We start from the raw sequence: 20,900 nt of genomic DNA, 5'->3' as shown, positions 1-20,900 counted from the left end.
CCGGAGTTTTCCTATGCTGCTCGCCCTGTCGACCTGGTCCGAGATCGAGGCCCGCATCCAGACCAGCCAGACCGTGGTGGTGCCGATCGGGTCGAACGAGCAGCACGGACCGACGGGCCTGCTGGGCACAGACTGGCTGTGCCCGGAGATCATCGCCCACGAGGCCAGCAAGCGGGCGGGCGATCGGATCCTGGTGGCCCCGACCTTCAACATCGGCATGGCCCAGCACCACCTGGCGTTCCCGGGCACCATCTTCCTGCGGCCCTCGACCTTCATTGCCGCGATCGGCGACTGGGTGCGGTCGCTGGGCGCCCACGGCTTCACCAGGATCTATTTCCTGAACGGCCACGGCGGCAACGTGGCCTCGATCGAGGCGGCCTTCTCGGAGATCTATGCCGACTACAGTTTCCGCCAGGCCCGCGCGCCGTTCGCCCTGAAGCTGAAGAACTGGTGGGACCTGGCCGGCGTCAACGCCCTGGCCAACCGCCAATTCCCGACCGGCCACGGTTCGCACGCGACGCCGTCCGAGATCGCGGTGACCCAGTGGGCCTATCCGGAGACGATCAAGACCACGGCCTATGAACCTCGGATCGCCCCGACCGGCCCGATCCGCGAGGCCCTGGACTTCCGCGCCCGCTACGCCGACGGCCGCATGGGCTCCGATCCGGCCCAGGCCACCCCCGAGAAGGGCGGCGAGCTGGTCGACATGGCGGCCAATGCCCTGCTCGAAGACATCGCCGCGTTCGGAAACGAGCGCGTTCCGGCCTAGGCCTCGACCACCCGCCGCGCGATCACGGGCTGGCCGTGGCGCGCGGCCATGATCTCGCCGATCACCGCCACGGCGACCTCGAACGGGGCCTTGCCGCCCAGGTCTAGGCCGATCGGGGCGCGCAGCTTGGCCAGATCGCGATCGGTGAGCCCGGCCACCTTCAGTCGCGCGATCCGCTCGGGCAGGCGGCGTCGCGCGCCCAGCAGGCCGACATAGGGCGCGGGCGAGGGCAGGGCGGTCAGCAGGGCCTCGTGGTCCAGCTCGATGTCGTGACCGCAGACGGCGACGGCGGTCCAGGCGTCCAGGCCGATCGCGGCCAGGGCCTCGGCGGCGGCCTCGCGGCGATAGGCGACATCGGCCAGCGGCGGCGGGGCTTCCGGACCCTTCGGACGGACCAGATGGGTCTCGAAGCCCGACTGCGCGCCGAGGCTGGCGACGGCGAGGGCCGTGGGATCGCCGCCCAGCACGATCAGGCGCGGCGTCGGGTCGTAGGCGCGCTCGAACGCGCCAGTCCAAAGCGCCTGTGGCTCCTCGACGCACAGGCGCTTGAGGCCATCGGTGACCCAGAAGGCCGGCGCGCGGGCGGCCGCCAGGTCCAGCAGGGTGCGGACGGCCGGATCGTCGGGCGCGATCTTCTCGACCAGGATCTCGATGCGCGCGCCGCACAACAGGCGGATGTCCGGCCAGGGACTGCCTTCGCCATAGACCAGGCGCCGCGGCTGGCCATCGGCCAGGCACGCCTTGGCATGCACCTCGACGTCGGCCTCGATGCAACCTCCGGAGAGGAAGCCCGAAACTATTTTTTCGCCGAACACCATCTGGGCGCCGACCGGACGCGGTCCGCCGCCGCCCAGGGCGATGATGGTGGCGAGGGCCGCGGGACCCCGGGAAAGCGCCGCAGCCAAGGCGGGGCGGGCGTCGTCGGCCATGCCGTGCATCGGCCAGGCGTCGTCTGAGTAGGCGTCGGTCATCCTGAGGATGTTAACGCCTCGGCAAGTTTCCAGAAACCTGATGTTCAAACCTTGGCGCGTACCGTTCGCATCTGTTTGATGTTTCGCGCACGGATGGCGATGTCCATTTCGGTCTCAAAACTCGGTCTGGCGGCAGCCCAGTTCGGCCTCGACGGCGGTAGCTCGTCGGCGCCGCGCGGCCGTTCGCCTGAAGCCGAGACGCGCGACATCCTCAATATCGCCGCCCGCGCCCGCCTGTCGGTGCTGGACGCCTCCGGGCTGTTCGGCCGCGCCGAGACCGTGCTGGGCGACCTCATTCCGCGCCCGGTGCCGTTCCGCGTCACCATCGCGACGGCCCGCGCCGACCGTGGTCCCGACTATGTCGAGGCCGAGGCCCGCGCCACGCTGCGCCGCATCGGCGTCGAGCGCGCTGATTCGATCATCGTCCATTCGCCCTCGGAGCTGTTCGGCCCGCACGGCGCGGCCCTGTGGGACCGCCTGCAGCGCCTGAAGGACCAGGGTCTGTTCGCCAAGATCGGCGTCGCGGCCCACGCCACCGACGATCCGGTCGGCGTCGCCAAACGCTTCAAGCCCGACATCCTGCAAGCCCCGGCCTCGCTGCTGGACCAGCGCCTGCTGGCCGACGGTTCGCTGCAACGCATCGCCGGCATGGGCGTCGAGGTGCACCTGCGCTCGATCTTCCTGAACGGCCTGCTGTTCCTGCCGCCCGATCGCGTCCCGGCCCAGCTGAAGGGCGCCTCGGGCCGTCTGTCGCGCGTGCGCCGGATGATCGCCGAGGGCCGTTCGGACCCGCTTCAAGCGGCTTTGGGCTTTGCCCTGTCGCGCCCGGAAGGCTCGGCCGTGCTGGTTGGCGTCAACTCGGCCGCCGAGCTGTCAGCTGTGGTCGCCGCTGCCTCGAGCCCGCCGCCGGACCTCGACTGGGACGAGATGGCCATCGACGATCCGGTCGCGCTCGACCCGCGACGTTGGGTCGCCTGATCTAAATCTGGAATCACCAGAGACACTGTGACGGTCGGATTGGCCGCGCTTCGTTGCGCGTCAATTAATCCTGCCGATTAAGGTCCTGTAAGCTTCTGATTCACTTGAGTTTTATGAGTCTGCTCTAGCTTGGTCCCAACGAAGGAGACCGCGTCATGATCCTCGCAGTCCTGCAGGCCCGCATGGGTTCGTCCCGGTTGCCGGGCAAGTCGATGGCCACCCTCCAGGGCCAGCCGATGATCGTGCGCCAGCTGGAGCGCTTGCGCGGCGCGCGCTGTCTCTCCAAGATCATCGTCGCGACCAGCACCGACACGGCTGACGACGCCCTGGCCGGCTTCCTGGTCTCGCGCGGCCACACCGTCCATCGCGGGGCCGGCGCCGACATCCTGGCGCGCATCGCCCGCTGCGCCGAGGCGATCAGTTCGGTCAGCCACGTGGTCCGCCTGAAGGGCGACGCGCCGTTCATGGATCCGGGCATTATCGACGACGCCATCCGCATGGCCCTGGCCAGCGGCGCCGATTACACGTCCAACCGCGTGCACCGCACCTTCCCGGTCGGCCTCGAGGTCGAGGTGATCAAGGCCAACGTCCTGCGCGACGCCGCCGCCGAGGAACGTGATCCGCAGGCCCGCATCTCGCCGACCGCCGCCATCCGCAACCAGCCGCAGCGCTGGAGTCAGGCCCACCTGAAAGCCGCCCGCGACTGGTCGAAGCTGGACTGGCGGGTCAAGACCGCCGCCGACCTGGCCTTCGCACGCTCGGTCTATGACGCCCTGCATCCGGTCGATCCCGGCTTCCGCATGGGCGACGTGCTGGACCTGGTCGAGAGCCGCCAGGACATCGCGCGCTTCGCGGCCTAAGGCTCTTTCAGAATACAAGAAGGGCGCCGTGCGGTTCCGCGCGGCGCCCTTCTGCTGTCTGGACTACTTCCAGGCCCCGTAGGGATCCACCGACGTCTTGCCCAGCGCCTCGGCCACGGCCGGGTGGGTCAGTTCGCCGTTCAGGACGTTCAGGCCCCGCGCCAGGTGGACGTTGGTCTTCAGCGCGTCCAGGCCCTTGTCGGCCAGCGCCAGGCCGAACGGCAGGGTGGCGTTGCCCAGGGCTTCCGACGAGGTGCGCGGGGCCGCGCCCGGCATGTTGGCCACGCAATAGTGGACGACGCCGTCGACCGTGTAGGTCGGCTCGGCGTGGGTCGTCGGCTTGCTGGTCTCGAAGCAGCCGCCCTGGTCGATCGAGACGTCGACCAGCACCGAGCCTGGCTTCATCTGCTTCAGGTGCTCGCGACGGACCAGCTTGGGCGCGGCCGCGCCGGCGGTCAGCACCGCGCCGATGATCACGTCGGCCTTGAGGATCTCTTCCTCCACCGCGGCGAAGGTCGAGTAGCGGGTCAGGATGCGGCCTTGGTACAGGTCGTCCAGCTCGCGCATGCGCGGGATCGAGCGTTCCAGCACCACGACCTCGGCGCCCAGGCCGGCGGCCATGCGGGCGGCGTTGGAACCGACCACGCCGCCGCCCAGCACGACCACGCGGGCCGGGGGCACGCCGGGCACGCCGCAGAGCAAGAGACCCATGCCGCCATTGTGCTTGAGCAGCGTCTCGGCCGCCGAGAACACGGCGATCCGGCCGGCGACTTCCGACATCGGGGCCAGCAGCGGCAGGCCGCCGCGCGCGTCGGTGACGGTCTCATAGGCGATGGCCGCGCAGCCGCTCTTCAGCAGGCCCTCGGTCTGGGCCGGATCGGGCGCCAGGTGCAGGTAGGTGAAGAGGATGTGGCGCGGCTCGAGCTTTTCCCACTCGACCTTCTGCGGTTCCTTGACCTTCACGATCATGTCCGCGCCGGCGAACACCGCGGCGGCGTCGGGAGCGATGGTCGCGCCCGCCTTGGCGTAGACGTCGTCGGCATAGCCGGCGCCGAGGCCGGCCCCCGACTGGACGAGGACGGTGTGGCCGTGACCGACATATTCACGGACGGCCGTGGGGGTGAGACCGACCCGGTGTTCGCCCGGTTTGATCTCGGAAGGGACGCCAACGCGCATGATGCTTCCTCCAAAAGCGCTTTGACCGGGACTGTGCGCTCAAGAGAGCGCAGTTTCCCTGGTGATTTCGTGTCCGGTGACCGCTGTTGTGCAGGATTCCTGCGTGCTATGTAGCTGGTATGAAGAAAGCCGCCGTTGACCTGGATGGTTTCGACCGGAAGCTCCTCCACCTGCTGCAGCGGCGTGGCCGGGCCAGCTATGTGGAAATGGCTGAGGCCGTGAATCTTTCCGAGTCCGCGTGCCTTCGCCGCGTGCGGGCGCTGGAGGAGGCGGGGGTCATCGGGCGCTACGCGGCGGTGATCGACGAGCGCGCCGTGGGCCTGCCGCTCAGCGTCTTCGTGACCGTCACCCTGTCGTCCCAGGCCGAGAGCGCGCTCAGCGCCTTCGAGAAGGCCATCACCAATGTGCGCGAGGTGGCCGAGTGTTACCTGATGACCGGCGGCTCGGACTACCTGCTGCGGCTGGTGGTGCGCGACGTCGACGACCTGGAGCGGGTCCACGCCCAGGAGCTCACCCGCATCCCCGGCGTGGTCCGTGTCAGCAGCAGCATCGCCATGCGAACTGTCGTTAAGCGCGCCGAATTGCCGCTGTGAAGATGTGATTAACCAATCCTGAGCTGTTGAGTCATAACATTCGCCCCGACATTCAAACCGCGTCGGGGGACGAGATGGTTTCGAGAAGACTCCTGCTGGGGGCTCTGGCCGGCCTGGCCGCTCCGGCCCTGGCGTTCGCCGAGGGCGATGGCCCTTCGCCCAGCCTCCTGACCAAGAAGGGCCGCCGGACCTCCAGCGCCCTCAAGCACCAGTCGACGGACAAGGCCGCTCTCGACCGGGCCATGGCCAGCGTCAAGCCGATGGAGGCCGAACCGGCCCACGCGCCGGCGGCGGCCGCGCCGGCCCAGGAGGTCTCGCCCGAAGAGGCCTTGGGCCGCCTCAAGCATGGCAACGCCATCTTCGCCCGCGGCGGCGCCAACCTGATGCTGCCGACCCTGGCCCGCGTGGCCGAGCTGTCCAAGGGCCAGAAGCCGTTCGCGGTGGTGATCGGCTGCGCCGACAGCCGCACGGCGCCGGAACTGGTCTTCGACTGCAATCTGGGTGAGCTGTTCGTGATCCGCGTGGCCGGCTCGACCGTCAGCCGAGAGGGCCTGGGCTCGATCGTCTATGCCGTCGAGCACCTGGGCGCGCCGCTGATCGTCGTCCTGGGCCACACCAAATGCGGCGCCGTCGGCGCGGCCGTGGACGTCGCCAAGAAGCACGCCGAGCTGCATGGCTCGCTGCACGAGATGGTGCTGCCGATCATCCCGGCGGTGCTGGAGGCCGACGAGACCCATCCCGCCGACCTGCAGGACGCCTCCATCCGCCGCAATGTCCGCGACATCGCCGGCCGCCTGAAGGTCGCCGACAGCCTCCTGGCCGAGCGCATCCACGAAGGCCGTCTGAAGGTCGTTTCGGCCTGCTACGACCTGACGACGGGCGTGGTCAGCTTCGACGCCTGATCAAGCTTAAGTATTCAACGTAACACTGTCATTCGACTGCCGTTGACCCCTGGTCGCGCTTAGGCTCAATTCGCCTGAATCTGCGCAAATCAAGGGAAGACACGGATGTCGACGGACGAGACGCCGCCGGAAGGCGGTCGCGACACCCAGGCTTCCTTGAAGACGCGTTGGGACGGTTTCCGCGCGCAGGTCTCCGAGCGCTGGCCCGCCGCCCTGAAGGGGCCGGTGGCGATCGCTGTCGCGGGTGCTCTGGTCGTCGGTTTCGGCGGTGGTTTCGCGGTCGGCAAGGCCGGGATGTTCTTTGGCGGCGGCAAGCCGGCCGGCGTGCAGTCGGTCAAGGGCGAGGCTTGGTCGCTGTTCGGCAAGCCGCGCGGCGCCAATGCGCCCCGTCGCGGCATCCCCAAGCCCGAAGGCTTCGCGGTGTGGCAGACCCGCGTTGATAGCTCCGGCTCCGATCCCCTGGCCTGCATCCGCATGAGCAAGGACCTGGATGCGTCCAAGTCCTATGCCGACTTCGTGCTGGTTTCGCCCGACATCGGCCGTCAGCCCTCGGTGCGGGTGAAGGGCGACGAGCTGTGCCTGGGCGGCATCGGCTTCACCGATCACCGCATCACCCTGCTGAAGGGCCTGCCCGCCAAGGGCGGCGAGACCCTGGGCGCCAATGCCGATGTCGACTTCACCTTCGGCGAGAAGCCGCCGTATGTCGGCTTCGCCGGCGACGGCGTGATCCTGCCCCGCGAGGAGTCGGACGGCGTCGCCATCGAGACCATCAACGTCCAGAGCCTGGCCGTCGAGGTCTGGCGCGTGCCGGACCGCAACCTGGTCCGCAAGTCGATCAGCGCCCCCGACCCGACCGGCGAAGGCGACTGGGCCGGCGAATATGGCGAGGACGCCGTGGGCGAGGACGGCCGCCGCGTCTGGAAGGGTGTGGTGCCGGTCACCGGCGGCGCGACCGGCCAGAAGGCCACCACCGTCTTCCCGCTGGGCGCGGTGCTGAAGGACATGAAGGCCGGCGCCTTCGTGATCAAGGCGCGCGACGTCTCGGGCGGCCGTGATCCCGACGAGGAGAACGGCGACAACAACCCCGCCCAGGCCCGCCGCTGGATCGTGTTCACCGACATGGCGCTGCTGGGCTATGACGGCTCGGAAAGCCTGGACGTCGTGGTCCGCTCGCTGAAGAGCGCCAAGACCCTGTCGGGCGTCAACGTGGCCCTGGTGGCCGCCGACGGCGAGTCGCTGGCCGAGGCCAAGAGCGACGCCGACGGCCGCGTGCGCTTCCTGCGTCCGCTGCTGAAGGGCCAGGGCGCCGAGCGCGCCAAGATGGTGATGGCCTATGGGCCGCAAGGTGATCTCGCCTTGCTGGACCTGGACCGCTCGCCGGTCGACCTGTCCAAGCAGGGCGTGGGTGGCCGCACCGAGGGCGGCGTCGACGGGCGCAGCGTGGCGGCCGACATCGACGGCTACCTCTATGCCGACCGCGGCATCTATCGGCCCGGCGAGACGGTCCACCTGACCGCCATGGTCCGCGACCGTATGGCCAAGGCCGTGACCGACCGCAAGGGCGAGATCCTGGTCAAGCGGCCCTCGGGCGTCGAGTTCAAGCGTTATCCGTTCAGCCAGGCCAACGCCGGCGCGGTGCTGGCCGACATCGCCCTGCCCCGCTCGGCCCCGCGCGGTCGCTGGACCGCCGAGCTGCATATCGAGGGCATCGAGGACGCGACGGGCAGCCTGTCGTTCTCGGTCGAGGACTTCGCGCCGCAACGCCTGGCGGTCACCGCCACGGGCCAGGAATCCGTCCCGGTCGCGGCCGGCGAGACCCGCAAGGTCGACGTCTCGGCCCGCTTCCTCTACGGCGCGCCCGGCGCTGGCCTGCAGACGCAAGGCGAGGCTCGGCTGCGCGCCGACACCGACCCGTTCCCGGCCTACAAGGGCTTCGAGTGGGGCGACCAGTCCAAGACCTTCGACGAGAAATATATCGACCTGGGCTCGACCGTCACCGACGGCGAAGGCCGGGCGATCCTGTCGGTCGGGACCACGGACGCGGGCGACACCGCCCAGCCGCTGGTGGCCTCGGTCACCGCCTCGGTATTCGAGCCGGGCGGCCGTCCGGTCCGCGAGGGCCTGGACCTGAAGGTGCGCGGCAAGTCCGTCTATTACGGCGTCAAGGTCGACCAGGGCGAGGCCGGCAAGGGCGATCCGCCCGTCAGCCTCGACATCATCGCGGTCAACGCCGCCGGCCGGCGCATCGGCGCGACCGCCACCTACACCCTGGTGGCCGAGCGCTGGGACTATGACTGGTTCCAGCAGAACGGCCGCTGGCAGTGGCGCCGCAGCAGCCGCGACGCGATCGTGGCCAAGGCGCAGGTGAACATCGGCGCGGGCGCGCCGGCCAAGTTCACCCGCCGCCTGGGCTGGGGCGACTATCGCCTTGAGGTCGAGGGCGCGGACGGCGCCAAGACCGTCACCCGCTTCTCGGCCGGCTGGGGCGCCCCCGCTCGCGAGGGCGAGGCGCCGGACGTGGTTCGCGTGTCGGCGGGGACCAAGTCCTACGCCCAAGGCGACACGGTCGAGGTCACGCTGAAACCGCCTTATGCCGGCGAGGCGCAAGTCGCAGTCGCCACCGATCGCCTGATCGATCTGAAGACCGTCACGGTCGGCGAGAACGGGACCACCGTGCGCCTGAAGACTTCGGCCGCCTGGGGCGGCGGGGCCTACATCATGGTCAGCGTCATCCAACCGCGTGACCCGGTCGCTTCGCCGAAGCCCCGCCGGGCGCTCGGCTTGGTCTATGTCCCGCTCGACCCCAAGGGTCGCAAGCTGACGGTGGATCTGGGCACGCCGACCAAGATCGACAGCAAGGCCCCGGTCGAGATCCCCGTGAAGGTGACCGGCATGGGCTTTGGCCAGAAGGCCCGCGTCACCATCGCGGCGGTGGACGAGGGCATTCTGCAGCTGACCCACCAGGACAGCCCCGACCCGGTGAAGTGGTACTTCGGCAAGCGGGCCCTGACCCTGAACTATCGCGACGACTACGGTCGTCTGCTCGACCCGAACATGGGCGCGCCGGCCAACGTCAACTTCGGCGGCGACGAGGTCGGCGGCGAGGGCCTGACGACCACGCCGATCAAGACCGTGGCCCTGTGGTCCGGCGTCGTGGAGACGGGCCTGGACGGCAAGGCTGTGATCAAGCTGCCGGCCGCCGACTTCAACGGCGAGCTGCGCATCCAGGCGGTGGCCTGGACCGACACCGCCGTCGGCTCGGCCTCCAAGCCGCTGACCGTGCGCCAGCCGGTGGTGGCCGACCTGAACCTGCCGCGCTTCCTGGCGCCGGGCGACCAGGCCTACGCCACGCTGGAGCTGCACAATGTCGAGGGCAAGCCGGGCGCCTATACGGCCGAGGCCTTCTCGACCAACGGCCTGAAGGTCGCCTTCAAGAAGGTGTTCCAGCTGATCCTGGGCCAGCGCATCGCCGAGAAGATCCCCTTCCTGGCGCCGGACGTCACCGGCATCGGCAAGATCGGCTTCAAGGTCGCCGGTCCGGGCTTCCAGACGTCTAAGGACTATCCGATCCAGACCCGCCTGGGCTGGGGCGACGTGGTGCGCACCACCACCGAGATCCAGAAGCCGGGCGAGGCCTTCACGCCGTCGTACAGCCTGCTCTCGGGGCTGGCGGCGGGCGACGTGACCCTGCAGGTCAGCTATTCGCCGATCCGGGGCTTCGACCCCTCGGCGATCGCGGTGGCCTTGCAGCGCTATCCGTACGGCTGCACCGAGCAGTTGGTCTCGACGGCCTATCCGCTGCTGTACGCCCAGACCTTCTCGAACGACCCCAAGCTGAAGCGCACGCCGGCCGCCCTGGCCGGGGCCGTGGGCAAGCTCTTGGATCGCCAGACCCTGGACGGCGCGTTCGGCCTGTGGCGGGTCGGCGACGGCGAGGCCGATCCGTGGCTGGGCGCCTATGTCGTGGACTTCCTGCTGGAGGCCAAGGCGCAAGGCGTGGCCGTGCCCGACAAAGCCATCGACAAGGCCGTCGGGGCCATGCGCCAGGTCAGCCGGCCGGAAGGCTGGGCCTCGGTCGCCTATCGCATGGAGTATCCGGGCTGGTGGGCGTCGAACGAAGACGCTTCCAAGAAGGCCACCGAACGCATGCGCCGCCGCGCTTCGGCCTACGCCCTCTATGTGATGGCCAAGGCCGGCAAGGGTGACCTGGCCCGCCTGCGCTGGTGGCACGACGTGCAGATGAAGGACGAGAGCCAGCCGGTCGCCAAGGCCTACGTGGCCGCTGGTCTGGCTCGCATGGGCGACAACGCCCGCGCCCGCTCGGCCATGCGCCAGGCGGTCTCCTCGCTGGGCTATCGCGACGAGCAGGACTGGTACCAGTCGACCCTGCGCGACACCGCGGTGATCACCGCCCTGGCGGCCGAGTCCAACATGATGGACATCGCGCGCCAGATGCAGGCGCGCCTTGAGAATGTCAGCAAGGATCCGGACGCCCTGAACACCCAGGAGCAGGCGGCGCTGCTGCACGCGGCCAACGCCCTGATCCAGGCCTCGGGTCCGATGTCGATCGACGCCAAGGGCGCCAACGCCCTGCCGCCGGCCGGCGGCGCGCCGCGCTGGGCGGTGGGCAAGCTGACCGACGCCCGCTTCGTCAACACCGGCAAGGGCGTGCTGTGGCGGACGGTGTCCGTGCGCGGCACCCCGACCTCGGCGCCGGGGGCTACGGCCCAAGGCCTGAGCGTCAGCAAGCGCCTGCTGTCGATGGGCGGCGGCGCGATCGACCCGGCGACCATCCGCCAGGGCGATCGGATCATCGTTCTGGTCTCGGGCTCCAACCAGCAGGCCCGCTCGACAGCCCTGGTGGTCGACGACGCCCTGCCCGCCGGCTTCGAGATCGAGACCACCCTGGGCGCCGACGACGCCCAGAACGGTCCGTTCAAGTTCCTCGGCGAGCTGACCGCGGCCGACGTCCAGGAAAGCCGCGACGATCGCTTCATCGCCGCGCTGGACCTGGAAGGCGGCAAGTCGTTCGCCCTGGCCTATGTGGCCCGGGCTGTGACGCCGGGCAGCTTCTTCCTGCCGGGCGCGGTGGCCAAGGACATGTACCGTCCGGCGGTGGTCGGCCGCTCGGAAGCCTCGCGCGCGACGATCGCGCCTGGGCAGTGAGGACACCTAGTGTCGGGGCGATCACCAAAGGCCTGGTGATCGCCCTCGCCATCGAGACCGCGCTGTTCACCCTCAGCGCCGTGTTCCCGCCGGACATGACGCGGGCCAGGCACTCCTCGCCGGTCACACTCGACCGTCGTGGGGCGTGGCTGCGCGCCTTGCCGGTCGAGGACGGGCGGTGGCGGATTCGCGCCGATCTCGAGCGCACCGATCCCACCTTCCAGAAGCGCCTGATCAAGGTCGAGGACGCTCGTTTCTACCTGCACCTGGGCGTCGACCCGCTGTCGCTGACGCGAGCGATCGGCTCGGCGGTGGTGCATGGCCGGGTGACGTCCGGCGCCTCGACCCTGACCATGCAGACCGCGCGTCTGCTGGAGCCGCGACCGCGTAATCTGGGCTCGAAGCTGATCGAGATGATCCGCGCCGTGCAGCTGGAGTCGCGACTGTCCAAGCGCGAGATCCTGGCGCTGTACCTGACCCTGGCCCCCTATGGCGGCAACCTGGAAGGCGCGCGGGCGGCCAGTCTCAGCTATTTCGGCCATGAGCCCTCCAGTCTGACCGATGGCGAACAGGCGATGCTGATCGCCCTGCCACAGTCGCCCGAGGCGCGCCGTCCCGACCGCCGGCCGGAAGCCGCCAAGCGCGCCCGCGCCGCGGTGCTGGAAAAGATGGTTCGCGCCCGCGCCCTCAGCCAGGCCGCCGCCTACGAGGCCGAGAACGAGCCCCTGCCGCGCCGCACGCCGTTCCCGGCCCTGGCCTGGCACGTGGCCGGCGAGCTGGCCCGCAACGCGCCGGCCAATCAGGCCAGCGTGGTCTCGACCCTCGACGCCGACCTGCAGTCGCGGCTGGAGCCGATGGCCGCGGCCGTGGCGGGCGCGCAAGGGCCGGACGCCACCGCCGCCATCCTGGTGGTCGAGATCAGGAACCGCGCCGTCCGCGCCGCCGTCGGCTCGGCCGGCCGCGACCGGGCCGGGGGCTGGGTCGACATGACCCGCGCGCTGCGCTCGCCGGGCTCGGCCCTCAAACCCTTCATCTACGCCATGGCCATGGACGATGGCCTGGTCGCCGCCGACACCCAGCTGGCCGACAGCGCCACCCGCTTCGCCGACTACCAGCCCGAGAACTTCGACCGCGTCTTCCACGACAAGGTCACGGTGCGCGAGGCGCTGGCCCACTCGCTGAACGTCCCGGCCGTCGCCACCCTGGAGAAGCTGGGACCCGAGACCTTCGCCGGCCGCATCGAGGCCGCCGGCGCGCACCTGGCGCGGCCCAAGGCGCAACTGAAGGAGGCCGGTCTGGCGCTCGCGCTCGGCGGCGAAGGCATCACCTGGCGCGACCTGGTCATGCTGTACGCCGCGCTCGGCGACGGCGGCATCGCCAAGCCCCTGGCCTGGACCGAGGACGAGGCCAAGACCCGCGAACGCACCGGAGGCCATCGCCTGGTCCGGCCCGAAGCCGCGACCCAGGTGCTGGACATCCTGCGCGAAGCCCCCGCGCCCCGTGGCCGCGCGCCCTCGGCCCTGACGCGCGGCGGGCCGTCGATGGCCTTCAAGACCGGCACCTCGTACGGCTTCCGGGACGCGGTGGCGGCGGGGGTGGTCGGCGGCTATGCGATCCTGGTCTGGACGGGGCGGGCTGACGGCGGCGCGCGGGGCGGCCTAACGGGGCGCGACGCCGCCCTGCCGCTGCTGTTCGACGTCGCCGACGCCATCGGAACCGCGTCCTCGGCTCCCCGCCCGATCGCCCCGAAATCCGCGCCGCTGGCCCTTCAGAAACTGCAGGCCGAACACGCCGGCCCGCGCCTGATCTTCCCGCCCGACGGCGCGTCGGTGCAGGTCGACGCCCTGGGGTCGAAGGCGCGAGGCCTGGTGCTGGCGGCCGAGGGCGAGGGCCTGACCTGGTACGTGGAAGGTCAACCGCTGGAGCTGGATCCTGTCAGCGGCCGCGCCATCTGGAAACCGGCCGCGCCGGGCTTCTACAAGCTGTCCGTCGTCGACGCCCAAGGACGACGGGCGACCGCCAAGGTGCGGATCAAGGGGGAGTAGTGCGTTGAGGTTTGTTGGTGTCCCGCCCCTGCCATTCCTGGTGATCTTCGCGATCACCTGGTGCCTGGCGGTGGGTTATGTTGGCGTACTGATCGCCGCGGTGTCGCGCATCAAGCGGCTGGAGACCCCCGAAGAGCGCTTTGGTCTGCGCGAGATCTTCTCGCAGTCGAGCGCGTTCGAGGGCCTGAGCGTCCTGATCGGCAAGCGCCACAAGCCCTTGAACGACCCGCTGGCGACACGCCTGGTCTGGGCGGCCAGGGCGATGTTCGTGATCGCCCTGCCGATGATCCTCTATGTCTTCTGGCTAGCCGCGGGTTTGGCGGAAGCGCCCTAGCCTTCCGTCTCGTCCCGCTTCCAGAACGGACGGTCCGGGACCACGGTCTCGGCGATCGTGCGTTCGTAGTCGGCCAGGCTGGCGATGCCGATGTTGAGGTCGTTCACCAGGCCGTCGGCCAGCGAATAGACCCAGCCGTGCACGGCCAGCGACTGGCCGCGCGCCCAGGCGTCCTGGACGAAGACGTCGGCGGCGACGTTGCGCACCTGGCGGGCGACGTTCAGCTCGGTCAGGCGATCGAGCATGGCGCGCTTTTCCGGGATCGCTTCCAGTTCGTGCTTGTGCTCGGCATGGACCTCGCGGATCGGGTGCAGCCAGTGATCGACCAGACCCCGGCGCTGGCCGTCGATGGCTGCCGCCACGCCGCCGCAGCCATAATGGCCGACGACCATCACATGCTTGACCTTCAGCACGTCGACGGCGAACTGCAGCACGCTGAGATAGTTGGCGTCCTGCGGCGGGGCGAGGTTGGCCACGTTGCGGTGGACGAACAGCTCGCCCGGATCCAGGCCGACGATCTCATTGGCCGGCACGCGGCTGTCGCTGCAGCCGATCCAGAGATATTCCGGGCTCTGCTGGTTCTCCAGGCGCTTGAAGAACTCCGGGTCGATCTGGGTCTTGCTCTTCGACCAGGCGCGGTTGTTGGATTTCAGGTCCTCAAGCATCTAGCGCTCCGGATGATGGTCTGGATGGGCGGCGGCGATGGCCGGGTGCTTGGCCGCGCGAGCGGCGGCGGCCTGGATCGCCGGGAAGGGCGAAAGGTCGACATTGAAGCGGCCGGCGTTGAACACCTGCGGCACTAGCAGGCAGTCGACCAGACCCGGCGCATCGCCGAATGCGAAGCCGCCCGAGTGCTGGGCGACCATCGGCTCGAGCGCCCGGAAGCCGTCGCTGATCCAGCGGGCGACCCAGGCGTTGCGATCGGTCTCGCCGATCTCGAGGGCCGTCAGCTGGCGCAGGATCCGCAGGTTGTTCAGCGGGTGGATGTCGCAGGCGATGATTTCGGCCATGCCGCGCACGATGGCCCGCTCATAGGCCGTGGCCGGCAGCAGGGCCGGCTCGTGCGAGACCTCGTCCAGCCACTCCAGGATGGCCAGGCTCTGGGTCAGCGGACGGCCGTCGACCATCAAGGTCGGCACCAGGGCCTGGGCGTTCAGGGCGCGGTAGTCGGCCTCATGATGAGCGTTGGCCACCAGATCCACGGGCCGCAGCTCGTAGGGCAGGCCCTTCAGGTTCAAGCCGATCCGCACCCGATAGGGCGCGCTGGCGCGCTTGGCGCTGTGCAGGACGAGCTTCATGTCGAGCCCCTAGACGAGCGTGAACTCAAGGCGTCCGACGCCCTCGACCTCGCCCACGACCTTGTCGCCGCGGACGATGGCGCCGACGCCCTCGGGGGTGCCGGTGAAGATCAGGTCGCCGGCGGCCAGGGTCCACAGCTCGCTGGCCTTGGCGATGACCTCGCCGACGTTCCAGATCATGTCGCCGATCTCGCCGCGCTGGCGCTCCTGGCCGTTGACCGACAGGGTGACGGCGGCTTCGGGGGCGGGCGCATCCATGACCCGGATGGCGGTGATCGGGGCGCTCAGGTCGAAGGCCTTGCCGGCTTCCCAGGGGTGGCCCTTGGCCTTGGCCGCGCCTTGCAGGTCACGACGGGTCAGGTCGACGCCGACCGCGTAGCCGAAGACGGCTTCCAGGGCCTGCTCCGGTGTGAGATTCGCACCGCCGCTCTTCAGCGCCACGACCAGCTCGATCTCGTGATGCAGGTCGCTGGTCGCCGGCGGATAACGGACCTCGCCCATCAGCGGCGCGACGGCGTCGGCGGGCTTGGAAAAGAAGAACGGCGGATCGCGGGTGTCGGCGCCCATTTCGCGGGCATGGGCGGCGTAGTTGCGCCCTACGCAAAGGATCCGGCGAACCGGAAAAGCCCCATCCGAACCCTCCACCGGGACCGTGGGAATGGCGTGCGGGGGAAAGGCATAGGTCGTCATGGCGCCTCCTGTAGACCCAAAAACCGTGCGCCAAAACCCCCGCCGAGGCTATGGCCGCAAAGTGGTCGCCGTTCAGAAATCCTGCGGTTGAGGTCTTCGCCTAAACGTTCTTTCACTTGCCCCGCTCCGCGCCGTCGAGTCATGTCGTGCTCGGGGATATTCGGGCGATCTATCGGGGGCTTTAGGACGCGCATGCTCATCATCGAAAATCTGACTCACGTCTATGGCAACGGCACTCGAGCCCTGGACGAGGTCAGCCTGACGATTCCTCGCGGCATGTACGGCCTGCTGGGTCCGAACGGCGCGGGCAAGTCGACCCTGATGCGGACGATCGCCACCCTGCAGGCCCCGACCTCGGGTCATATCCGCTTCGGCGACATCGACGTGCTGAAGAACCCCGAGGAGCTGCGCAAGACGCTGGGCTATCTGCCCCAGGACTTCGGCGTCTATCCGCGAGTCTCGGCCTACGACATGCTGGACCACATGGCGGTGCTGAAAGGCATCTCCGGCGCCAAGGAACGCAAGGCCACGGTCGAGCACCTGCTGAACCAGGTGAACCTGTGGGGCGTGCGCAAGAAGGCCATCGCCGGCTTCTCGGGCGGCATGCGCCAGCGCTTCGGCATCGCCCAGGCCCTGATCGGCGATCCGCGGCTGATCATCGTCGACGAGCCCACGGCGGGCCTCGACCCCGAGGAGCGCAACCGCTTCCTCAACCTTCTGGCCGAGATCGGCGAGAACGTGGTGGTGATCCTGTCGACGCACATCGTCGAGGACGTCTCCGACCTCTGCCCGGCCATGGCCATCATCTGCGACGGCCGCATCGTCAGCGAAGGCGCCCCCAACGACCTGGTGGCCAAGCTGAAGGGCCGGATCTGGAAGAAGATCATCGACAAGGCCGAGCTCGAGGCCGCTAAGGCCCAGTACAAGGTCATCTCGACCCGCCTGCTGGCCGGCCGCACGGTAATCCACATCCTGTCCGACGACAATCCGGGCGAGGGTTTCACCCCTGTCGAGGGCGGGCTGGAGGATGTCTATTTCTCCACCCTGTCGACCACCCGGCGCGCGGCCTAGACGGGAGCACGCCGATGTTTGGCAAGATCGCGGGCTTCGAGCTCCGCTACCAGCTGAAGTCGCCCGTCTTTTGGGTAGTGGCGACCATCTTCTTCCTGCTGACCTTCGGGGCGGCGACGATCGACCAGATCAGTATCGGCGGCGGCAGCAACATCCATCGCAACGCCCCGGCGGCGATCGCCCAGACCCACCTGATCCTGTCGATCTTCTACATGTTCGTGACCACGGCCTTCGTGGCCAATGTGGTGGTGCGCGACGACGAGACGGGTTTCGGGCCCATCCTGCGCTCCACCCGGGTGCGCAAGTTCGACTACCTGTACGGCCGCTTCACGGGCGCCTTCCTGGCGGCGGCGATCTCGTTCCTGGTCGTGCCGCTGGCCATCTGGATCGGCTCGCACATGCCGTGGATCGATCCCGAGCGCCTGGGTCCCAACGACCTGCACGCTTATCTGTTCGCCTATTTCGGCCTGGCCCTGCCGTCGATCCTGCTGACCTCGGCGCTGTTCTTCGCCCTGGCCACGGTGACCCGCTCGATGATGTGGACCTATGTCGGCGTCATCGCCTTCATGGTGCTGTGGATCATCGCCAACATCGCGCTGGACCGCCCCGAATACGAGAAGATCGCCGCCTATTGGGAGCCGCTGGGCACCGCCGCCTACGGCCTGACGACCAAGTACTGGACCGCCAGCGAGCGCAACACCCTGGTGCCGCCGCTGTCGGGCGCGCTGCTGTTCAACCGCGTCTTCGTGCTGGTGCTGTCGGCCGCCTTCCTGAGCCTGGCCTATGGCCTGTTCCGCTTCCAGTCGGCCGACCTGTCGGGCCAGCGCAAGGTGAAGACGGGCAAGAAGGCCAAGGCGCAGGAAGAGGCCGCGCCGGCCGCCCTGTCCGGTCCCCTGCCGCAGCCGGTGTTCGACCGCGCCACGGCCTGGGCCCAGCTGGTGGTCCGCACCCGCCTGGACATGGGCCAGGTGTTCAAGAGCCCGGCCTATTTCGTGTTGCTGGCCCTGGGCCTGGCCAACGCCATGGGCGCGCTGTGGTTCGCCACCGACGCCGGCCGCTATGGCGGCGTTGTCTATCCAGTCACCCGCGTTCTGCTGCAGCCGCTCTTGGGATCGTTTGGCCTGATCCCGATGATCATCGCCATCTACTATTCGGGCGAGCTGGTCTGGCGCGAGCGCGAGAAGAAGACCCACGAGATCATCGACGCCACCCCGGTGCCCGACTGGGCCTTCGTGGCGCCCAAGACCCTGGCCATCAGCCTCGTCTTGGTCTCGACCCTGCTGGTCAGCGTGGTCGCGGCCATGCTCAGCCAGGTGTTCCACGGCTATTTCAACGTCGAGATCGGCAAGTACCTCGTCTGGTACGTGCTGCCCCAGGCCGTCGACTGGATTCTGCTGGCGGTGCTGGCGGTGTTCCTGCAGTCGATCAGCCCGCACAAGTTCATCGGCTGGGGCCTGATGGTGATCTACATGGTCACCACCATCACGTTCGTGAACCTGGGCTTCGAGCACAAGCTCTACAACTACGGCTCGGTCACCGACACGCCGTTCTCGGACATGAATGGCCTCGGCAAGTTCTGGATCGGGGCCTGGTGGCTGCGCGCCTACTGGAGCGCCTTTGCCCTGATCCTGCTGGTGCTGGCCTATGGCCTGTGGCGGCGCGGGACCGAGAGCCGACTGCTGCCGCGCCTGCGTCGCCTGCCCGTGCGCCTGACCGGCGGGGCCGGGATCCTCGGCGGCGCCGCGCTGGTCGTCTTCGTGGCGATCGGCGGGTTCGTCTATCTGAACACTAATGTCTGGAATCCCTACCGGACCCGGATCGACGGCGAGAAGTGGCAGGCCGACTACGAAAAGACCCTGCTGCCGTTCGAGAACACGCCCCAGCCCAAGATCGTCTCCATGACCCTGGACGTCGACCTGCGGCCGCACGCGCCCAGCATCGAGACCAAGGGCTCGTATATCTTCGAGAACCGCACCGGCGCGGCGCTGAAGGAGATCCACGTCCGCTTCGACCGCGACCTGCAGGTCAAGGGCCTGTCGATCGAGGGCGCGCGGCCCAAGAAGACGTTCGAGAAGTTCAACTACCGCATCTTCGCCTTCGACACGCCGATGACGCCGGGCGAGCAGCGCAAGATGAGCTTCATCACCCTGCGAGCCGAACGCGGCTTCCCCAACAGCGGCCAGGAGCACCGGGTCGTCGACAACGGAACCTTCGTCAACAACATGGAGATCGCGCCGATCCTGGGCATGTCGCGTGACGGCCTGCTGCAGGACCGCGCCAAGCGCCGCAAGTACGGCCTGCCGGCCGAGCGCCGCATGGCCAAGCTGGGCGACGTCCCGTCCCGCCAGTTCAACGGCCTGCGCAAGGACGCCGACTTCGTCACCTCCGACATCACCGTCGCCACCGACGCCGACCAGACGCCGATCGCGCCGGGCTACAAGGTGTCGGACACGGTGAAGGGCGACCGCCGCGTGGCCCGCTTCGTCACCGAGGCGCCGATCATGCCGTTCGTCTCGATCCAGTCGGCCCGCTACCAGGTGGCCGAGGAGACCTACAAGGGCGTGCAGCTGGCGGTCTATTACGACGCCCAGCACACCTGGAACATCGACCGCATGAAGCAGTCGATGAAGCGCTCGCTGGACTATATGGGGACCGAGTTCAGCCCCTATCAGTTCCGCCAGCTGCGCTTCCAGGAGTTCCCCGACTACGAGCAGTTCGCTCAGTCGTTCGCCAACACCATTCCGTGGTCGGAAGGGATGTTCTTCATCTCCGACTACCGCGACCCGACCAAGATCGACATGGTCACTTACGTTGGCGCCCACGAGATCGGCCACCAGTGGTGGGCCCACCAAGTGATCGGCGCCGACCAGCAGGGCGGGGCGATGCTCTCCGAGACCTTCGCCCAGTACTCGGCCCTGATGGTCATGAAGCGGACCTATGGCGAGGCGCAGATCCGCCGGTTCCTGAAGTTCGAGCTGGACAGCTATCTGCGCGCGCGGGGCGGCGATGTCCTGGACGAGCAGCCGCTCTACAAGGTCGAGGGCCAGCCCTATGTCTATTATCGCAAGGGCTCGCTGGTCATGTACCGGCTGCAGGACCAGCTGGGCGAGGCGACGGTCAACCGCGCCCTGCGCAAGCTGATCGCGGCTCACGCCTTCAAGGGCGCGCCCTATCCGATCACCACCGACTTCCTGACGCTGCTGCGCGCCGAGGCGCCCGCCGACAAGCAGGCCCTGATCACCGACCTGTTCGAGAAGATCACCCTCTACGACCTGAAGACCAAGTCGGCGGCGGTGAAGAAGCGAGCCGACGGCAAGTTCGACGTCACGGTCACGGTCGACGCGGTCAAGAAGTATGCCGACGGCAAGGGCAAGGAGACGCCTGCGGCCCTGAACGAGACCATGGACATCGGTCTCTTCACCGCCGAGCCGGGCAAGAAGGGCTTCGACGCCAAGGACGTGGTGGCCTATGAGCGCCGCCCGATCCGCTCGGGCGTCCAGACCTTCACCTTCACGGTGGCCAAGGCGCCGAAGTACGCGGGCATCGACCCCTACAACACGGTGATCGACCGCAACGGCGACGACAACACGACCAAGGTCGGCGCCAGTGGCCAATGAGTAGCGACGACCTGACCATCCGGATGGACGGGCCGGCGCTGGATGCGTTCCTGCGCCGCGCCTTTCCGGAGGCGGATCCGGACCACATGCCCTCGGTGTTGGAGGTCGAGCCTGGCCGGGTGCTGATCAAGCTGCCCTACCAGAGCCGGCAGCTGCGGCCGGGCGGGGTGATCTCAGGACCGACCCTGATGACCCTGGCGGACACCGCGGCCTACGCCCTGGTGCTGGCCCATATCGGCGAGGTGGCCATGGCGGTCACGACCTCGCTGACCATCCACTTCCTGCGCGGATGCAAACCGGGCGACCTCTATGCCGAGGCCGCCCTGCTGAAGCTGGGCCGTCGCATCGCGACGACCGATATTCTGCTTTGGACGGAAGGACGCGAGCGACCGGCCGCGAAAGCGACCGTCGCTTACGCCATTCCCTAGAC

15 protein-coding genes and 1 pseudogene are annotated in these 20,900 nt (G+C 68.7%); 11 read left to right on the top strand and 5 right to left on the bottom strand.

The window, feature by feature from the left end:
- Positions 1 to 13 precede the first annotated feature (13 nt).
- Positions 14 to 769, top strand: coding sequence for a creatininase family protein (locus AC1RR5_RS00350; RefSeq protein WP_492919127.1), 756 nt, complete (start codon positions 14 to 16; stop codon positions 767 to 769).
- Here the strand turns inward: AC1RR5_RS00350 and AC1RR5_RS00345 are convergent.
- Positions 766 to 1,847, bottom strand: a pseudogene (locus AC1RR5_RS00345) (XdhC family protein). The gene AC1RR5_RS00350 and the pseudogene AC1RR5_RS00345 sit on opposite strands and share 4 nt — an antisense overlap.
- Here AC1RR5_RS00345 and AC1RR5_RS00340 point away from each other — a divergent pair.
- The gene (locus AC1RR5_RS00340) at positions 1,840 to 2,718 is read left to right on the top strand and encodes a bifunctional regulator KidO (protein WP_492919126.1); all 879 of its coding nucleotides are present in this window, start codon (positions 1,840 to 1,842) and stop codon (positions 2,716 to 2,718) included. The pseudogene AC1RR5_RS00345 and the gene AC1RR5_RS00340 sit on opposite strands and share 8 nt — an antisense overlap.
- A gap of 155 nt (positions 2,719 to 2,873) precedes the next feature.
- The gene (locus AC1RR5_RS00335; RefSeq protein WP_492919125.1) at positions 2,874 to 3,578 is read left to right on the top strand and encodes a glycosyltransferase family protein; all 705 of its coding nucleotides are present in this window, start codon (positions 2,874 to 2,876) and stop codon (positions 3,576 to 3,578) included.
- A 63-nt stretch (positions 3,579 to 3,641) separates the two neighbouring features.
- On the opposite strand, the gene ald is transcribed toward AC1RR5_RS00335, so the two are convergent.
- Positions 3,642 to 4,754: an alanine dehydrogenase gene (gene ald / locus AC1RR5_RS00330; protein WP_492919124.1), complete on the bottom strand. Its 1,113-nt coding sequence runs from the start codon at positions 4,752 to 4,754 to the stop codon at positions 3,642 to 3,644.
- A 119-nt stretch (positions 4,755 to 4,873) separates the two neighbouring features.
- On the opposite strand from ald, the gene AC1RR5_RS00325 reads away from it, so the two are divergent.
- The 5 genes from AC1RR5_RS00325 (at position 4,874) to AC1RR5_RS00305 (ending at position 13,794) form a co-directional block, all read left to right on the top strand.
- Positions 4,874 to 5,347 carry an Lrp/AsnC family transcriptional regulator gene (locus AC1RR5_RS00325; protein ID WP_223392305.1) on the top strand — a complete coding sequence of 158 codons (474 nt, stop codon included), beginning with the start codon at positions 4,874 to 4,876 and terminating at the stop codon, positions 5,345 to 5,347.
- 74 nt (positions 5,348 to 5,421) lie between these two features.
- Positions 5,422 to 6,249: a carbonic anhydrase gene (locus AC1RR5_RS00320; RefSeq protein ID WP_492919123.1), complete on the top strand. Its 828-nt coding sequence runs from the start codon at positions 5,422 to 5,424 to the stop codon at positions 6,247 to 6,249.
- Between the two features lie 105 nt (positions 6,250 to 6,354).
- Positions 6,355 to 11,415: an alpha-2-macroglobulin family protein gene (locus AC1RR5_RS00315; RefSeq protein WP_492919122.1), complete on the top strand. Its 5,061-nt coding sequence runs from the start codon at positions 6,355 to 6,357 to the stop codon at positions 11,413 to 11,415.
- Positions 11,412 to 13,460 (top strand): penicillin-binding protein 1C, encoded by a 2,049-nt coding sequence (gene pbpC, locus AC1RR5_RS00310; protein ID WP_492919121.1) that lies wholly within the window; start codon positions 11,412 to 11,414, stop codon positions 13,458 to 13,460. Before AC1RR5_RS00315 ends, pbpC begins: the two co-directional genes overlap by 4 nt.
- Positions 13,461 to 13,464: 4 nt before the next feature.
- Positions 13,465 to 13,794 carry a hypothetical protein gene (locus tag AC1RR5_RS00305; protein WP_492919120.1) on the top strand — a complete coding sequence of 110 codons (330 nt, stop codon included), beginning with the start codon at positions 13,465 to 13,467 and terminating at the stop codon, positions 13,792 to 13,794.
- Here the strand turns inward: AC1RR5_RS00305 and AC1RR5_RS00300 are convergent.
- Genes AC1RR5_RS00300 through AC1RR5_RS00290 form a run of 3 tightly spaced genes read right to left on the bottom strand, consistent with a single transcriptional unit; the run spans position 13,791 to position 15,782 of the window.
- Positions 13,791 to 14,459: a carbonic anhydrase gene (locus AC1RR5_RS00300; RefSeq protein ID WP_492919119.1), complete on the bottom strand. Its 669-nt coding sequence runs from the start codon at positions 14,457 to 14,459 to the stop codon at positions 13,791 to 13,793. The genes AC1RR5_RS00305 and AC1RR5_RS00300 overlap by 4 nt on opposite strands.
- Complete coding sequence (gene maiA, locus AC1RR5_RS00295; protein WP_492919118.1) at positions 14,460 to 15,092, bottom strand: maleylacetoacetate isomerase; 633 nt, start codon at positions 15,090 to 15,092, stop codon at positions 14,460 to 14,462.
- 9 nt (positions 15,093 to 15,101) lie between these two features.
- The gene (locus AC1RR5_RS00290; RefSeq protein ID WP_492919117.1) at positions 15,102 to 15,782 is read right to left on the bottom strand and encodes a fumarylacetoacetate hydrolase family protein; all 681 of its coding nucleotides are present in this window, start codon (positions 15,780 to 15,782) and stop codon (positions 15,102 to 15,104) included.
- 192 nt (positions 15,783 to 15,974) lie between these two features.
- Here AC1RR5_RS00290 and AC1RR5_RS00285 point away from each other — a divergent pair, with 192 nt between their 5' ends.
- From AC1RR5_RS00285 to AC1RR5_RS00275, 3 genes are read left to right on the top strand one after another with little or no spacing between them, the layout of a single operon-like run.
- Positions 15,975 to 16,853, top strand: coding sequence for an ABC transporter ATP-binding protein (locus AC1RR5_RS00285; RefSeq protein ID WP_492919116.1), 879 nt, complete (start codon positions 15,975 to 15,977; stop codon positions 16,851 to 16,853).
- A 14-nt stretch (positions 16,854 to 16,867) separates the two neighbouring features.
- Positions 16,868 to 20,470: an ABC transporter permease/M1 family aminopeptidase gene (locus AC1RR5_RS00280; RefSeq protein WP_492919115.1), complete on the top strand. Its 3,603-nt coding sequence runs from the start codon at positions 16,868 to 16,870 to the stop codon at positions 20,468 to 20,470.
- Positions 20,467 to 20,898 carry a PaaI family thioesterase gene (locus AC1RR5_RS00275; RefSeq protein ID WP_492919114.1) on the top strand — a complete coding sequence of 144 codons (432 nt, stop codon included), beginning with the start codon at positions 20,467 to 20,469 and terminating at the stop codon, positions 20,896 to 20,898. Before AC1RR5_RS00280 ends, AC1RR5_RS00275 begins: the two co-directional genes overlap by 4 nt.
- Positions 20,899 to 20,900: the final 2 nt, after the last annotated feature.

The sequence above is a fragment of the Caulobacter sp. GW821-FHT11E11 genome, assembly GCF_058808315.1.
This window is presented reverse-complemented; position numbering and strand designations above follow the sequence as displayed.

Bases quoted from the DNA above. Each gene is read 5' to 3' on its own strand.
- AC1RR5_RS00350 (WP_492919127.1), top strand. From the start codon at position 14: ATGCTGCTCGCCCTGTCGACCTGGTCCGAGATCGAGGCCCGCATCCAG.
- AC1RR5_RS00340 (WP_492919126.1), top strand. From the start codon at position 1,840: ATGTCCATTTCGGTCTCAAAACTCGGTCTGGCGGCAGCCCAGTTCGGC.
- AC1RR5_RS00335 (WP_492919125.1), top strand. From the start codon at position 2,874: ATGATCCTCGCAGTCCTGCAGGCCCGCATGGGTTCGTCCCGGTTGCCG.
- ald (WP_492919124.1), bottom strand. From the start codon at position 4,754: ATGCGCGTTGGCGTCCCTTCCGAGATCAAACCGGGCGAACACCGGGTC.
- AC1RR5_RS00325 (WP_223392305.1), top strand. From the start codon at position 4,874: ATGAAGAAAGCCGCCGTTGACCTGGATGGTTTCGACCGGAAGCTCCTC.
- AC1RR5_RS00320 (WP_492919123.1), top strand. From the start codon at position 5,422: ATGGTTTCGAGAAGACTCCTGCTGGGGGCTCTGGCCGGCCTGGCCGCT.
- AC1RR5_RS00315 (WP_492919122.1), top strand. From the start codon at position 6,355: ATGTCGACGGACGAGACGCCGCCGGAAGGCGGTCGCGACACCCAGGCT.
- AC1RR5_RS00300 (WP_492919119.1), bottom strand. From the start codon at position 14,459: ATGCTTGAGGACCTGAAATCCAACAACCGCGCCTGGTCGAAGAGCAAG.
- maiA (WP_492919118.1), bottom strand. From the start codon at position 15,092: ATGAAGCTCGTCCTGCACAGCGCCAAGCGCGCCAGCGCGCCCTATCGG.
- AC1RR5_RS00290 (WP_492919117.1), bottom strand. From the start codon at position 15,782: ATGACGACCTATGCCTTTCCCCCGCACGCCATTCCCACGGTCCCGGTG.
- AC1RR5_RS00285 (WP_492919116.1), top strand. From the start codon at position 15,975: ATGCTCATCATCGAAAATCTGACTCACGTCTATGGCAACGGCACTCGA.
- AC1RR5_RS00280 (WP_492919115.1), top strand. From the start codon at position 16,868: ATGTTTGGCAAGATCGCGGGCTTCGAGCTCCGCTACCAGCTGAAGTCG.
- AC1RR5_RS00275 (WP_492919114.1), top strand. From the start codon at position 20,467: ATGAGTAGCGACGACCTGACCATCCGGATGGACGGGCCGGCGCTGGAT.